Below are 15,703 nucleotides of genomic sequence, written 5' to 3'. Positions count from 1 at the left end.
TATTAAAAAGGCTTGCCATGACACAGGTAGTTGAAAGTATTTTCCGTATGTACGACATTCGAGGTGTCGTCGATGATGTCTTGACCGAAGAAACCGTCGAGCTGGTTGGTAAGGCTTTAGGTTCTGCACTTCTGGCAACAGGGCAAGACAAAATTGTGTTGGCGCGCGATGGTCGGTTATCCGGGCCACGTTTTCGTGACCGCATGATTGCGGGGTTAATCTCTACTGGTGTTAATGTAGTTGATATTGGCCAGGTACCGACGCCCATGGCTTATTTTGCCGCGGCGACTTTAGAGGGGGTTAACTCCTGTGTAGTGATTACCGGATCGCATAACCCATCGAATTACAATGGCATAAAAATGGTGGTGGACGGCATCACTTTATATGGCGACTACATCCAAAATCTCCTCAAACGTATTCAAGACAATGACTTTTCTGAAGGATCGGGTTCGGTCATTGAACAGGATATCTTTCAGGCTTATCAATCATACATTGTCAATGATATTCGACTTGCCAAAACTTTGAAAATTGTGGTGGATGGCGGCAATGGGGTCGCGGGTCCTTTCGGTGTAGCTGTGTTTCGCGCCATGGGCTGTGAAGTGATTGAATTATTTTGTGACATTGATGGCACCTTCCCAAATCATCATTCAGATCCAGCCAAACCCCAAAATCTAGCTGATTTAGTGGCGGCGGTTAAAGAAGAGGGCGCTGATTTAGGCATCGCCTTTGATGGAGACGGCGATCGCTGTGGAATTGTCGATAATAGCGGTAACAGTCTCTATGCCGATCGTCAGTTAATGTTGTATGCGCAAGATGTGCTATCTCGCGAGCCTGGCGGTGAAATTATCTATGACATTAAATGCACCTCTTTATTACCAAAAATCATTGAGCAAGCTGGTGGTAAAGCCACTATCTGGAAAACTGGCCACTCTTTTATGAAAGCCAAAATGCGTGAAACAGGTGCCGTTTTAGGGGGTGAAGTTTCAGGGCACATTTTCTGGAAAGAGCGCTGGTTTGGTTTTGATGACGGAATCTATACGGGTGCGCGTATGTGTGAAATAGTCGCGAAATCAGAGCAAACAGCCGCCGATCTGTTTGCAACTTTACCCAATGGCATCAACACCCCAGAACTCGACATGCCTTTTGCAGAAGGCGAGCATTACCAATTTTTTAATAAGTTTAAAGAACTAACCCAATTTACAGAAGGCAAGGTGTTTGATTTAGATGGTTTGCGGGTCGATTTTGCAGATGGATGGGGTTTGATTCGCCCATCCAATACCTCACCCATTGTGACCTTACGATTTGAAGGGGAAACCCAAGCCGCTTTGGATCGAATTAAAGCCTTATTTCGTGAAAAAATTCTCGCAGTCGATTCAAATTTAAAGCTTCCTTTCTAAAATCTGTTTATATCCCAATTGGGAATTTTGAACTTGAATTCATCACGATGAAGTTGGTTTGTCTGATTTAAATTTAGTTTTATCGAGTGTGACCTAAAGTCTTTTTTTGGGTAAGATGAAGCCTGTTGAGAGTTTTGCGCAATTTTTAATCGTGAAAAACTTTTATTTTTAAATTAAGGGCTTTTTATGACTGAACCGACTTTAGAAAATCATCCTGCCAGTTCTAATTTTTTAATTCGTCACGCTTCATTAAGGCAAATTCAAATCTTTGAGTCCTTAGCACGAAATTTAAGTTTTACCCGTACCGCTGAAGAACTGTTTTTAACCCAACCCACTATCTCTGTTCAGGTAAAGAGTTTGGCTGAGGCGATTGATATGCCTTTGTATGAGCAAGTAGGGCGCAAAATTCATCTTACAGAAGTCGGTGAAGAGGTGGCAAGCAGTTGTCGTGATGTCATTAATCAGCTTTCTAATCTAGAAAGTACGCTTGATGAATTTAGAGGGATGAAGCGCGGTAGGTTAAGAATTTCGGTGATTTCAACCGCTAAATATTTTGCGCCATTAGTTTTAGGCCAGTTTTGTAAAGCTTACCCGGATATAGAGTTAGGTCTTGAGATTGTTAATCGAGAGAATATTTTAAAACGTATCAATAATAACTTGGACGATCTCTATATTATGGGGCAAATTCCTCCGCAAGAACTGGATTTAAATGTTACTCCTTTTGCTCCCAATCCTTTGGTGATTATTGCGCCTAAAAATCATGCGTTAGTGGGGCAAAAAGTGAGCCTTAAACGTTTAGCAAAAGAGCCATTTTTAATGCGTGAAGAGGGCTCTGGAATTCGATATGCGGTTGAACGTACTCTTGCTAAGGCGGACTTAAAAGTCAATCAACGTATGGTTTTAGCTTCTAACGAAGCAATTAAACAGTGTGTGGCAGCGGAGCTAGGGATAGCTTGCGTATCTCAGCATGCCTTACAGGTATGTGAGCCTAATAATCAGTTTGAAATTTTAGATGTTGAGAATTTTCCTATTCAAAAACAGTGGAATATTGTCTATCCCAAAAATAAGCAACTCTCAGTCATGGCCAATGAATTTCTCGGTTTTTTATTAGATAAAGGTATGCAATATGTTGCCTTACCTAATCAAGAACTTTCTCATGCAAAAACTTCTAAATAAGGCAAATAACTTAAAATAGAATGCCTCATTAACAAAGTTATTTCAACAAACTACCAGGCCTGGTGACTTCTTAAATTGATTTTTCATTCGATTTTTGAGGAGGTAGTAATTTCCAAGCCATCAGTTTTAGCAGAATTGGCAATCCAGCATATAGCCAAAGTAAAGCGGTGCTTTGTTGTTCTATACTTTCACTCCAATCTAATATGGGAAAAGCCAGCCCAACGGCTAAGGCAAGGGCTAATTTGGTGAGCATGCCCCATAATCCAAATAACAGTCCTGTTGCTTGGGTGTCTTTTTGAGTAACTTCTTGAGTAATATCGCTCTGAATAGACGCTGGCATAGCTACGTCTATGCCTAAGCTAAATCCGGTGAGAATACTTACGATTAAAAACCCGATACTGTTTCCAGGCTGTAAACCAAATACCCCAATAAAACTGACACTTGCGAGTAGCATAGAGATTTTCCAGGTTGTTTGTTTACCTATGCGTTTAGCCAGTTTTATCCATAACGGCAAAGCGACCAGGCCTGCTAAAAAGTAGGTTATTAAAAACAGTCCCGTTTGACTCTCTAATTGTAAATAGTCTGAAACAAAGATTAAAAATAGAGTGGCTGGAAGTGAATTGGCTAAATTGTTTAAAAAATAGCTAGGCATAATGCTAAAACTGCGGGGATGATTTTGTTTAAGGTTTTTTAAAATTATCCAGGGTGCAATAGGTTGGCTGTTCTGGATGGGTAGAGTGGGAATATTAATAAGCCAAAGACTGCCGCTAAATAGCACGATTAAAAACAGAATAAATAAAAGGCTATAAAAGTCGAAACTTTGGGCGCTTAAGCCACTTAAAAGGGGGAGCAATAACACCGTAATGACCCCTACAATGGCAAAACCTTCGCGTGAACCAGAGAGTTGCGTTTTGGTATGGTGGTTTTGACTGATTTCTGCCGCTAAAGCTAAGTAGGGAATACTCATCCATGTCCAGGCAAGGTAGGTAATAAAACTCCAAATAAACAAATAGCCCATACCTAAGGTATTTAAGTCTGGTAACCAAAGTTGATATACGCCAATGGCCAACACCAGGCTAGATAAAGCGATTTGCCAACTACGAGAAATTTTAGCTTGTAAGCGGTCACTCCACCAACCAATTAATGGGTCTGTGATCACATCTAAAGAACGCGCTAATAATAGCGCTGCACCTACGGCGGAATAACTTAAGGCACTTTGTTGTGCGTAATAAGTGGGTAGATAAACATACAGAGGTATACCCAGCATAGCTAAGGCAAAGCCTAACCAACCATAACGAATTAACACGACTTTTGAAATGGGTTGTGAGGTCATAGCTTTTAGAGTCTGCGTTTTAGGGGTTATGATTTATTGACTAGAATTTTTTGCCTAAAATTTATCATGCCGACAATCTTTTTTGCACTTGTTTAATTAACCAACCCAGTATTGGCACTTTGCTGTAAACCTGTTCGCCAGCATCCCAGTGATCGATATGTTCAGTGACTAACCCATTTTTATCAAACCGAACTCGACTCATGCCTTGAATCGATTGTTGGCTTTGGTTAGAGGGCATGACAAAATCAAAGTGCCAATAGAGGAGTCCAATGTCTTGGTGCATGGCGGCATTGATCACTTTAAACTGAGGTCTTTGTGTGGTGGCAAACATATGTTCAAAAATCGCTAAGGTGGCCGCTTTACCTTTAACCTTATTAAAAGGGTCTTTAAAAAACACCTGTTCGCTTAAAAGCTCACCGAGTTCAGGCAGGTTTTTGGGTGTAAGGTTTTGATAGGCTTGAATATAAGCACTTAAATTTGGGTTATCCGTCATCTTTTAACGCCTTTTTAGTTATGGCTAATGCCCAGGATTTTGGTAGCCGTTTTAGCGTAGCCAAAACTAACGATAAATTAAAGGGAAAACGTGTTTCAAAACGATGGTTTTTAAGTGCTTGATGAATTTTTATCGCCGCCTCTTTAGGAGCCATTAACCCAAGCATCGTAAAATCATTTTTGGCGGTTAAACGCGTTTTTACAAAACCATGATTAATCACTTTTAATTCAATGCCCGATTGTTGTAACTCGGGTTGTAATGCCTCGGCTAAGTTTTGTAAGGCGGCTTTGGGTGCTGAATAACCTCCACCATAAGGTAAGCCAAAATCAGAGGCTAGGCTAATATTCCATAACCAAATTGGTTTTTTATGGGATGTTGCTTCTGACATAAAGAGAGGTAAAAGGTGATTCATTAAATACACCGCACCTAAATAATTAACTTGGTTCATGCTTTCAAAGGCTTCAATATCCCATTCTTTTAGCCTCATGGGTTTATAGACACCGGCATTATATATCCAGCTATCTAACCCCTTAAAAACTGACCAGGCCTGGTCAGTTATCTCTTTTAAATTCTGTTTTTGGGTGACATCGCAATTTAATAAGGCGAGCTTGTCAGGGTGCTTTATTTGTAAATCGAGTAAGTTTGTATGGGTTTCTGCATTTCGTGCAGAGACCACTAATTGGTGCTCTTCTGTAAGGAGTTGCTTTACCAGTTCCAAGCCAATGCCTTCTGAAGCGCCTACCACCCAAATTCGTTGTGACTTTTCATTTTGTAAAGTTTCTGTATCACTTTTCATAATAACTCTCACCTTTTGAATTTATTGTATAACTTTTTACTTGCAAAATGTATAGGTTTTGTATAAATTAAAACTATTGATAATAATTGTGACAACGCAATGAGAGCTGTATGACAAATTTAACGATTGCAAAAGACGCTAACCAAGGTGAATCTGAACAAAAAAACCAAAAAAATCAACGAAAAAAGGTTGCGGTAGTCGGCAGTGGTATAAGTGGCATAAGCGCGGCTTGGTTTTTAAGCCAAGAACATGATGTTACCCTGTTTGAAAAAAATGAAAAGTTAGGTGGCCACACCAATACCACTACTTTGGATTTAGATGGCAAGTCTCAGCCTGTAGATACCGGTTTTATTGTCTTTAATACGCCCAACTATCCAAACCTTACCGCCATGTTTAAGCATTTGCAGGTTAAGACTCAAGAAACTGAAATGAGTTTCTCGGTGACGGCTAATCAAGGTGAGTTGGAATATTCTGGTAACAATATTAATACTCTATTTGCTCAACGTCGTAATTTATTTTCAGTTGCTCACTGGAAAATGATTGGTGAAATCTTGCGCTTTAATAAGCAGGCCAAACAAGATTTAGAGGTGAATCATTTTGGAACAGACGCGCCATTGACATTAAGTTTAGGTGATTATTTGGATAACCATGGTTTTAGTCAGCGTATGCGTGATTACTATTTGTTACCTATGGCTGCGGCAATTTGGTCATGCCCGTTAGAAACCATGATGAAATTTCCAGTAGGCAGTTTTTTACAATTTTTTGAAAACCACGGATTACTCAATATTGAAGACCGACCTCAGTGGGAGTCGGTTGTGAATGGTTCTGAGCAATATATTAAAGCCATTATGGCAAATGAACCTTTTGCAGTTCAGTTATCTAGCCCAGTAACAAACGTTTATAAAACCGATTTTGGTATGGCAGTCTGCACACCAAAAGGGCAAGAAATGGTCTTTGATGATGTGGTGTTTGCCTCTCATGCAGACGAAACCTATCAAATATTGGATGATGATTTAAAAACTGACTTTGAACTGCTGTCTAATTTTAAATATCAAGAAAATATCGCCTATTTGCATAGTGATTTAAAACTGATGCCAAAACGTAAATTGGCTTGGGCAGCCTGGAATTATCTTCGCGATACACACTCTGAAGAAAGTCCTGTGGCAGTCACCTATTGGATGAACTTATTACAAAACTTTAAAACCAAAACACCTCTATTAGTCACCTTAAACCCAAGCCAACCTCCGCAAAAATCACTCACTCACCAACGTATTGTTTATCAACATCCTGTATTTGATTCAGATGCGATGACATCACAAAAGTATTTGTCGGATATTCAAGGTAAACACAACCTGTGGTTTTGCGGGAGTTACTTTGGGTATGGTTTTCACGAAGATGGTTTAACCAGTTCGGTGAACCTTGCCAAACTTTGGAATATTGATTTGCCGTGGGATAAAAAGGCTAGCACAAAGCAAACCCCTGAAAAGCCATTAGAGAACTTATCAGAGGACGACCTTAAACCATCTGAACAATCCAATCAAGCCAGCCAATCTAACCAATCTTCTGCTCAGGATCAAAAAAATGCCTAGTCAAATCTATTTAGGCCAAGTGATGCATCAACGATTTTTTCCGATGCAATATCAGTTTCGTTATGGAGTGATGAGCTTGCGTGTTGATATTGATGAGATTGAAGCAGAGGCCAGTGCGCTTAAGTGGTTATCGCTCAATCGTTTTAACTTGTTTAGTTTGCACTTTAAAGATTACGGCGCTCGTAAAACTAACCAGGCCTGGCGGGTTTGGGCGGATAAGTTATTAGCAGAATATGGCTTGCCTGAAGCGGCTCATAAGATTGAATTGGTTTGTTTTCCCCGTTTTATGAATGTCACGTTTAATCCTTTGGCTATGTGGTACGCCTACAATCAACAAGGGCAAATGATTGGCATTATTGGCGAGGTGAGTAACACCTTTGGTCAATGGCATCATTACGTCTTAACCAACCACGGTCAACCTTTGGCTGATAGTGTTAAAGCTCAGGCTAAAAAAGTGTTTCATGTTTCCCCTTTTATTGGCATGGATTGCCAGTATCAGTTTCGTTTTAGTAAGCCTTCTGAACAATACAAAATTGGAATTTATCAAACCGAAAATAATCAACAAGTGCTTATCTCTACTCAAGTGGGTCAAGCACAATCTTTAAGTGATAAAAACCTAATTAAAGCCGCCTTTAAACATCCTTTTAATACCCTTAAAGTTCTCGCCATGATTCATTGGTGGGCACTTAAAATTTGGTTAAAAGGTGGTAAATTTCACAAAACCCCGAAACAGCTCGAAAAAATTGACTACAGTCACACGGAGATGAACCAATGTTAAAAGCCATATCAAATAGCGGATTTACTCTATTAGAAAAGATGGTTACACCTTCTTTTGTTCAAAAAATGATTCTTAACTTGCCATTTAATAAATTAGAGCAGGGAAGCTTAACGTTGAAGTTGTTTGGCGAAACTCATCGTTTTCAAGGATCAAAGGCTGGTCCGCATGCCGAACTGATTTTAAATAATCCCTTTAGAGCTTACTGGTTAATGAAAACACAAGGTGAGCTAGGATTTGCTCAAGCCTATTTTGAAGATGCGGTTGAAACAATTTCTTTATATAACCTAATGAATTTGGTTTACCAAAATAAAGCCGTTTTAGAAGGTTTATTGGGGAAAAAGAGTTTTAATTTATGGCATTTATGGCAACACCGTAAACGTCATAATTCGGTAAAAAATAGCCGCAAGAATATCTCCTATCACTACGATTTAGGCAATGCGTTTTATGAAAAATGGCTAGATAAAACCATGTCTTACTCAAGTGCTATTTTTAGTGATGCTAATATGAGTTTAGAGCAAGCTCAAGATCAAAAGTATCAAAGGTTAATTAATCAAATCAACTTAAAGGCTGGTCAAACAGTACTTGAAATTGGTTGCGGTTGGGGAGGGTTTATGGAAGCCGCTACTCGCCAAGGAGCCAACGTTAAAGGTCTGACCTTGTCAACCGAACAGCAAAAGTTTGCACAAAATCGTTTGGAGGCAATTCCAAATACCGCTCATTATGAAGTTGCTCTGCAAGATTATCGACATGAAACTCAGCAGTACGATCATATTGTAAGTATTGAAATGTTTGAAGCGGTCGGCAAAGAGTATTGGAATGTGTATTTTGAAAAACTGAATGAGTGCTTAAAACCAGACGGCAAAGCTGCATTACAAGTTATTACTATTGATGAAAAAATTGCCGAACACTATCAATCTAATGTGGACTTTATTCAGACTTATATTTTTCCGGGTGGATTATTACCAAGTTTAAGGCAGTTAAAGCATTTAGCTGCAAAACACGGCTTTAGAGTTGAAAATGTCTTTGATTTTGGACAAGATTACGCCAAAACTTGCCAGTTATGGAAACAGGATTTTAATAAACATAGCCAAGTATTATTAGAGCAGGGTTATGGCAAGTCATTCCAAAAAATGTGGAACTACTATTTAGACTACTGCACCGTAGGTTTTGAAACCCAGAACACAAGTGTTGTGCAGTTAACGTTTTCAAAGTTAGAGCAAATTTAGGAGTTGTGATGAAGAATTTTAGATACGTTTTACTCTTAGTCAGTTTTCTCTCAATCACTCTAATATCAGGATGCAGTTCTGTGAAAGTTCAAGATTACCAAAATGAAAAACCGCAACTTAACTTGTTTGATTATTTTAAAGGCAAGACATTTGCACAAGGGCAGTTTCAAGACCGTTCAGGCAAAGTTTTGCGTCGTTTTACGGTGGATATCACCGGAACAATCGAAGGTAATCAGCTGACTTTAGATGAACGTTTTGTTTACAACGATGGTGAAAAACAACAACGCATTTGGCACATTACCAAAACAGCAGAGGGTCAGTTTATAGGTAAGGCTGATGATGTCATTGGTGAAGCCATAGGAGAATCTGCCGGAAATGCTTTAAATTGGCGTTACACTTTAGATTTACCCTATAAAGATAGCACGATTCATGTGCAATTTAATGACTGGATGTTTTTACATACTGACACCACGATGATGAATCGTGCAAGCGTGACTAAATGGGGCTTTAATGTTGGTGAAGTCACACTGTTCTTTAGTAAAAACCCACTATAGTCGAGCTTAAATGAGATTAAATGAGATTAAATGTTATGGGTTTTACCTATGAATCAGCGTTATATGTTTTTAAAATCGATTGTTTTTGCTTTTTTTACCTCACTGTTTTTGCTAACCGCTAATCAGGCATCAGCGGCATCAGCGGCATCAGCGTCTGATAACAAGTGGTTTAAAGTTTCTGAGGGCACCGCAACTTGGTTGTTTTTTGATATTTATCAAGCCAGTTTGTATGTCGATAGCAGCAAAAAATCGTTACCTAACAATTTTTTAGAGGACTCAGAACTCTTAAAACTTAAGCTGTGTTATTTAAAAGAGATTACGCCCGATATTTTTATTGAAGGCGCAAACAAGGTCTTACCTAAAGACATTAGCCCGCAACTAAAAAAAGAAGTTGAGCGATTACACATGGCTTATAAAGCGGTAAAACCTGGTGATTGCTATACATTGAAATATACACCACAAGACGGAACAACATTATTACTTAATGATGTCCCTATTTTTAGCTCATCAGCGCCAGGCTTTAAGGCAGTGTATTTTGGGATTTGGTTGGGTGAAAACCCGCTTTCTGAAGATTTAAAATCGAACTTAATTGGAAATTAAATGGCATTAACGTCAATAAAGCATCACCAAAACGTAAGCTTAGTTTGGTTGCAAAGAGAATTAAGACTCACTGCTTTGCCTGCTTTACAAACGGCATTGGAATCACCAGGCCTGGTCATTGTGGCTTATTTTCATGATTCAAAACAGGTCATTGGTGAAGCTAATCTTGTTTGGTTGGCACAAAGTTTACAAAAACTGCAAGCTGAGATTTCAGCCAAGGGCGGTCAATTGTGGATTATAGACGGTGCGTTTGAGCAACAACTTAAGCAAGTCATTTCAGATTACAAGGTAAATCAGGTTTTATACAGTTACCAAGTGGGGTCGCCTTTTGTTGAGATGCAGCAACAAGCTTTACAAGTTTGTCAGCAATGCAAAATTGCTCTGCAGCCGTTTTATTCAGAGTTTTTAATAGCACCAGAATTGATTCGTAATCAACAGCATAAACCGTATTTAGTGTTTACGCCTTTTTACAAAGCTTTACTGGCTAAGCAAAATTTAATTGAACCTTTGCAAGAAGATTTAAGTCTTGGCAAAGATTTTAGTCAATGTGCGCAATTAACGCCAACCAACCAGGCCTGGTTAAATTTGCCAAAAGACTTACAAACCCTTATTCAAGAGCCTTGGGCTAAAAAGCTAATGACGCATTGGCAAGTTGGAGAAAAAGCCGCTTGGGATAAGTTAAAAACCTTTATTAAAAACGGACTCGCACATTATGATCATGATCGTGATTTTCCGATTTTAGAGGGCACCAGTGGCTTGTCGCCGTATCTGCATTTTGGTGAGATAAACTCAAGAGTCATCTATTTTTACTTTCAAGATTTGATGGCACAAGGTGAGATTAAAACCGATCAAGGCATGCCATGGATAAGGCAGTTAATCTGGAAGGAGTTTGCGCGACATTTACTGGTGCATTTTCCGCAAACTGAAACTGAGCCATTTCAAATCAAATACAAAACCATGTCTTGGCAACAAGACTTGCCAAGTTACCAGGCCTGGCAGAAAGGCTTAACGGGGATTCCAATTATTGATGCTGGAATGAGAGAGCTTTATGAAACAGGCAGCATGCACAACCGCGTGCGAATGTTGGTTGCTTCGTTTTTAACCAAAAACCTAAATCAGCATTGGTTACTGGGTAAGGCTTGGTTTGATAAAACCCTATTCGATGCCGATCCAGCTAATAATTCAATGGGTTGGCAGTGGGTAGCAGGTTGTGGTGTTGATGCCTCACCGTATTACCGATTGTTTAATCCGGTCACTCAAAGTGTAAAGTTTGATGCTAAGGGTGAATACATTCGCAAATGGGTACCTGAGTTAAAAGCGCTATCTAACAAGGCAATTCATGCTCCTTGGGAACATCTTGCTGAATGTAGTTTAAAAGCAATACAGCTAGGTCAAGATTATCCAAAACCGCAGGTGGATTTAAAACAGAGTAGAACAGAACATTTAGAACGTGTCGCAGCAATGAAAACAGCAAGTTAATCTGAGGCGTAAATTATGTTGACCAAAGACTTGATGGAGCAAAATTGCTTTAGTACAAGTTTTTGTCTAACATACGCATAACTATTGGGGGAATTCTCCCAGCATTAAATAAAGAAATTGAACCACTATGAAAAACCAAGAAGCCCTTTATCCAATTAGAGAAGTCTCCAACTTAACAGGAGTCAACTCCATTACTCTAAGAGCCTGGGAAAGACGTTATGGGTTAATTGAACCTGTTCGTACAGAGGGTGGTCATCGTCTTTATACCATGGAGCACATTGAACGCATTAAAGGGGCGGTTAAATTAACTGAACAAGGGATTCCGATTAGTCAGGTTAAAAGCCGACTGACCCAGGTTGCCGTTAAAGAAAAAGAAATGGTTAATCAAGATGATTACGATTACCTTTCCAAATTGAAAGAAGCTTGTACTGCCTTTGATTTAGAGACTTTAAATTTAGAACTCGACCATGCTTTTATGGATGTTAGTGATGCACTTTTATATGGCATATTTATTGAAATTAGTCATCAATTAAAAGGCGATGAAGGCACGGCTAACAATGTTTTATTAGCCTTTTGGGAATCTCAGCTACTGCCAAGGCTTCACACGCGTTTACGTTTTGCTAGTCGCCATATTGCCATGCATTCAGCCAAAATCTTATGGTTATTGCCAGAATCAGAAGATGATTTACGTTCATCATTAATTATTGCTGCGATTAGACTGGCTCAAAAAGGCTTTGTTTGTATTATTAATTCTGAACCCACGCACAATGATGCATTATTGTTTGAGAGGGTTAAAATTTCGAAAAGCCAAGGCGTGGTCGTTGTAGATACTCAAAAGGGTTTTGATGAAAGTCGTTGGACAAATTGGGTAGAAACGCATCCTGGTCTAGAATTGCATTATTTTTCGGAACTTGCTGAAAACACAGACTTAAGTAAAGAAATTCAATGTTACGCTTATAATATTTAGAGAACTTTATTTAAATAGGCTAACCGTATTTTGTGATTGATTAAACAAATCTTTTAACCACGAAGACACGAAAGCACGATGATTTCTAATGTCTAATACCAAACTAAACGTATAATCAAACTAAACATAATAAATTAATCGCTTTTACACTTTACAAATGCAGAGCTGCAGAGCTTATAGGCATGACTTAAGATCGTTAGGCTATGGTTTTCTAATCACTTTTATTTGTGTTTTTAATCTTCGTGCCTCTGTGTCTTCGTGGTTAATTTTTACAAAACTCGATAATCAATCACAAAATACGGATACCCTTTGGGACTCATAAATCTAAAGGTTTTTGCTACGGTCTCTAAAATAGTGTTATTTTTTCAATGCTTTTAATTCAGCGTTTAACTGCGCGATTTCTTCATTCGCTTTGTCTAAAGCCTCTTGCAATAAGACTTCTTCAGTCACATCTTTTTGAATACCAATGTAATAGGTCAGTTCATCAATTTCATCAAAGAATGGGGTAACGCTGAGTTCGTTCCAAAAAACCGTTCCGTCTTTACGGTAGTTTTTAAGAATGGTACGAACAGGGTCAGAGCCATCAATCGCACTTCGGATAATCTTAATAGACTCTTGTTGAGTATCTTCACCTTGTAAAAATCGACAATCTTGGTACAAGATTTCTTCAGATTTATAACCCGTTAACTTCTCAAAAGCGGGATTAACATAAATCAAAATGGTGTCATGGCCTTCTTTTTCGGCAACCACGATGCCTTCTTGCGCGTTTTCAACCAGTTGAAGCAGTAAATTTGTTCGTAATTTTGGATCTTTCATAACACCATCAAAGGATTTGGCTGTTTCTAATTTGTTCTATTATGCCTTTATCTCACCAAGGGTCAAGAGTACAAACCTTTATCCTTGATGATAAATAAAAATACTTAATGATTGCTTTTATTAAGCGTCATGTTTTGGCGATGCTGTTTAGCAATATTATTTAGCAGTATTAATTATCGATAAGCCGATGTTTTGGATCGCAATGCTAAATCGGCTGGGTATGGATGAAAGAAAACTTGAGATTCAAGATAATCGGAACCATAGTGTTTTAAGAACTGTTCTAAAAGCTTCATCACCGCAATTAATGGAATAATACCCTCCATAAATTCAGTCACAGTTTCGTGGTAAAGTTCTTTTTCGCTTGGGGTAATGTCATGTTTAAAGTAGCCATAAATGTGGTCTAAAACATTTTTGACATGGCCTTTTTTAGATCGACAGGCTAATAGTTGAAACATTTTTTGTTCATAATCCGCCATACTTTCAGATAGATTGTGCTTTCGAGTTGTGGCGACTAATGCGCCTAAATTACGATAGATATCTTCATTTTTTGAAAGAAACAGGTATTTATGGTCACGATGAAATTCCTGAAACTTACCAACGGTAGGATTGTTCTCGCTAAAGTCACGCCAACGAGCCGAGGTAAAGGCTTGTACCATAAAGGTTTCACGTAACCATGCATCATTTAAGCGGCCTTCTTCTTCAATGGCTAAATGCGGCATGGCATTTTTTAAATCACCCGTAAATAACCCAGATTGCATTGGATCTTTAGAACCATGCCATTCTCCAGAAGGTTGATAAACCTTAATACGTTCTAAACCACAACTTGGCGAGCGTGACTTAACCACCGCACCATCCATTTTCTTTTCGGCAAGTTTAGGCACAATATTATCGTTATAAGCTTGCAGGCCGTCGGTGTAGTCAGTATTAGATTTTGGCCCTATAACGCGAACTTCGTTATCAATGCCGACTAACCGAATAGTTTCTCTTGGTGTGCCAAGCACGGCGGCTTCGGGGCAAAAAGGATAAAAGTCTGCATATTTGGCAAGATGGTGGTTCACAAAATCATCTTGAGCATGACCGCCGTTATAACGGCATTCTGTGCCTCTCAAACAATCAGAAACCGCAATTTTTAGTCTTGGAAAGTGCATTTTAAATCCTCTTGGTAACTCAATCGATAATTCAGAAAATAATTCACAAAATTAAACCGATACATTCAATATTAAATATTATACAATACTTGTACATCAATTATTAGTTTTAATACACACCTCTCTATCCAGGCATAATTTTAGCTCAGGTTAAGTAAACGTTAAACTTAGTTTAAGCTCAGATTAAGCGTAGGATTTATACATTAAGGAATAACATGCACTATCAATCATACAGTCAGTATCAGCACGGTGATGCTTCCGTTATTGGGGTATTAATTACCAATTTAGGTACGCCAGACGCGCCCACTAAAGAAGCTTTAAAACCTTATTTAAAAGAGTTTTTATCAGATCCTAGAGTGGTTGAGCCGCCACCTGCTCGTTGGTTATGGCGTTTGATTTTAAATGGAATTATTTTAAATACTCGTCCAGCAAAATCCGCTGAAGCCTACAAAACTGTTTGGGATTCAGAAGGTCCAGGTGCGCCGTTATTAAATATTGCTCAGCGTCAGGTAGATGCCATTGCCAAACATGTTACCCCTCATCTTAAGACTCATGTAGAATTTGAATTAGGAATGCGTTACGGCAATCCTTCAATTGCATCGGCATTGCAAAAACTACAAGCCAAAGGTTGCCAAAAGATTTTAGTGCTACCTTTGTATCCTCAATACGCAGGTGCGACAACCGCCTCTACGTTTGATGCGGTAAATAGTGAACTTTTGCACTGGCGCTGGGTGCCAGAAATGCGTTCTATAAATCAGTATTATCGTCATCCCGGTTATATTGATGCCTTAGCAAATTCAATTCAAGAATATCAAGCCGAACATGGTAAACCTGATTTATTGGTTATGTCTTATCATGGCATTCCACAACGTTATTGGGACAACGGCGACTCCTATCCTTGTAATTGTCATTTAACATCACGTTTGGTAGCAGAAAAACTAGGGTTATCAAAAGACGAATATAAAGTGACCTTTCAGTCACGTTTTGGCCGTGAGCCTTGGGTCAAACCTTATACCGATGAAACCATGATGAATTTGCCAAAACAAGGCATTAAAAATGTGCAAGTGATTTGCCCAGGTTTTTCTGCCGATTGTTTAGAAACCATAGAGGAAATTGGTGAAGAGAACCGAGAATATTTTGAAGAAGCTGGCGGGGAGATTTTTGGCTACATTAAGTGCCTAAACGATCGAGAAGATCACACCCAAGCCTTAGGCGAGTTAGTCTTGCAACACCTGCAAGGTTGGGATGTAATTGTTGCCGATGAAGATTTAGCTAAAGTAAAAGCAAATGCCAAACTTCTCGGAGCGGACAATGCTTAGTGAAGCTCAGGCATTGATTTTACAAAATCACC

15 protein-coding genes are annotated in these 15,703 nt (G+C 38.9%); 10 read left to right on the top strand and 5 right to left on the bottom strand.

Going from position 1 to position 15,703, the window contains the following annotated elements; genetic code table 11:
- The first annotated feature begins 17 nt into the window (after positions 1 to 17).
- The gene (locus BS34_RS0110670; RefSeq protein ID WP_029408499.1) at positions 18 to 1,397 is read left to right on the top strand and encodes a phosphomannomutase/phosphoglucomutase; all 1,380 of its coding nucleotides are present in this window, start codon (positions 18 to 20) and stop codon (positions 1,395 to 1,397) included.
- Positions 1,398 to 1,583: 186 nt separating this feature from the next.
- Complete coding sequence (locus BS34_RS0110665; protein WP_051640859.1) at positions 1,584 to 2,573, top strand: LysR family transcriptional regulator; 990 nt, start codon at positions 1,584 to 1,586, stop codon at positions 2,571 to 2,573.
- A 70-nt stretch (positions 2,574 to 2,643) separates the two neighbouring features.
- On the opposite strand, the gene BS34_RS0110660 is transcribed toward BS34_RS0110665, so the two are convergent.
- The 3 genes from BS34_RS0110660 to BS34_RS0110650 form a co-directional block, all read right to left on the bottom strand.
- Positions 2,644 to 3,906, bottom strand: coding sequence for an MFS transporter (locus tag BS34_RS0110660; RefSeq protein WP_051640858.1), 1,263 nt, complete (start codon positions 3,904 to 3,906; stop codon positions 2,644 to 2,646).
- Between the two features lie 64 nt (positions 3,907 to 3,970).
- The gene (locus BS34_RS0110655; protein WP_029408496.1) at positions 3,971 to 4,399 is read right to left on the bottom strand and encodes a nuclear transport factor 2 family protein; all 429 of its coding nucleotides are present in this window, start codon (positions 4,397 to 4,399) and stop codon (positions 3,971 to 3,973) included.
- Entirely contained in the window at positions 4,389 to 5,195 is an 807-nt protein-coding gene (locus tag BS34_RS0110650; protein WP_029408495.1) for an SDR family NAD(P)-dependent oxidoreductase, read from the bottom strand. Before BS34_RS0110650 ends, BS34_RS0110655 begins: the two co-directional genes overlap by 11 nt.
- A gap of 110 nt (positions 5,196 to 5,305) precedes the next feature.
- Between BS34_RS0110650 and BS34_RS0110645 the strand changes: the two genes are divergently transcribed.
- The 7 genes from BS34_RS0110645 to BS34_RS12735 all read left to right on the top strand — a co-directional run bounded on the left by BS34_RS0110645 (position 5,306) and on the right by BS34_RS12735 (position 12,388).
- The gene (locus BS34_RS0110645; RefSeq protein WP_084151644.1) at positions 5,306 to 6,784 is read left to right on the top strand and encodes an NAD(P)/FAD-dependent oxidoreductase; all 1,479 of its coding nucleotides are present in this window, start codon (positions 5,306 to 5,308) and stop codon (positions 6,782 to 6,784) included.
- Entirely contained in the window at positions 6,777 to 7,562 is a 786-nt protein-coding gene (locus tag BS34_RS0110640) for a DUF1365 domain-containing protein (RefSeq protein ID WP_029408493.1), read from the top strand. Before BS34_RS0110645 ends, BS34_RS0110640 begins: the two co-directional genes overlap by 8 nt.
- Complete coding sequence (locus tag BS34_RS0110635) at positions 7,556 to 8,788, top strand: SAM-dependent methyltransferase (protein WP_029408492.1); 1,233 nt, start codon at positions 7,556 to 7,558, stop codon at positions 8,786 to 8,788. Before BS34_RS0110640 ends, BS34_RS0110635 begins: the two co-directional genes overlap by 7 nt.
- A gap of 8 nt (positions 8,789 to 8,796) precedes the next feature.
- Positions 8,797 to 9,342 (top strand): DUF3833 domain-containing protein, encoded by a 546-nt coding sequence (locus BS34_RS0110630; protein WP_029408491.1) that lies wholly within the window; start codon positions 8,797 to 8,799, stop codon positions 9,340 to 9,342.
- 48 nt (positions 9,343 to 9,390) lie between these two features.
- Positions 9,391 to 9,942: a chalcone isomerase family protein gene (locus BS34_RS0110625; RefSeq protein ID WP_158661012.1), complete on the top strand. Its 552-nt coding sequence runs from the start codon at positions 9,391 to 9,393 to the stop codon at positions 9,940 to 9,942.
- Positions 9,943 to 11,421, top strand: a complete 1,479-nt coding sequence (locus BS34_RS0110620; RefSeq protein WP_051640856.1) for a cryptochrome/photolyase family protein — start codon at positions 9,943 to 9,945, stop codon at positions 11,419 to 11,421. It abuts the gene before it with no gap.
- Between the two features lie 127 nt (positions 11,422 to 11,548).
- A complete protein-coding gene (locus tag BS34_RS12735) occupies positions 11,549 to 12,388 on the top strand; it encodes a MerR family transcriptional regulator (protein ID WP_051640855.1) in 840 nt (279 codons plus the stop codon).
- A 357-nt stretch (positions 12,389 to 12,745) separates the two neighbouring features.
- On the opposite strand, the gene BS34_RS0110610 is transcribed toward BS34_RS12735, so the two are convergent.
- Together BS34_RS0110610 and BS34_RS0110605 are read right to left on the bottom strand one after the other, a co-directional pair.
- Positions 12,746 to 13,204 (bottom strand): PAS domain S-box protein, encoded by a 459-nt coding sequence (locus BS34_RS0110610; RefSeq protein WP_029408487.1) that lies wholly within the window; start codon positions 13,202 to 13,204, stop codon positions 12,746 to 12,748.
- A gap of 173 nt (positions 13,205 to 13,377) precedes the next feature.
- Positions 13,378 to 14,352, bottom strand: a complete 975-nt coding sequence (locus BS34_RS0110605; protein ID WP_029408486.1) for a YbgA family protein — start codon at positions 14,350 to 14,352, stop codon at positions 13,378 to 13,380.
- 215 nt (positions 14,353 to 14,567) lie between these two features.
- Here BS34_RS0110605 and hemH point away from each other — a divergent pair, with 215 nt between their 5' ends.
- Positions 14,568 to 15,671, top strand: a complete 1,104-nt coding sequence (gene hemH, locus BS34_RS0110600) for a ferrochelatase (protein ID WP_029408485.1) — start codon at positions 14,568 to 14,570, stop codon at positions 15,669 to 15,671.
- The last annotated feature ends 32 nt before the right edge of the window (positions 15,672 to 15,703 follow it).

The organism is Thiomicrorhabdus sp. Milos-T2 (assembly GCF_000702325.1).
Classification (GTDB): domain Bacteria; phylum Pseudomonadota; class Gammaproteobacteria; order Thiomicrospirales; family Thiomicrospiraceae; genus Thiomicrorhabdus.
The sequence above is the reverse complement of the archived record's forward strand: the minus strand, read 5'-3'. Positions and strand labels throughout refer to the sequence as shown.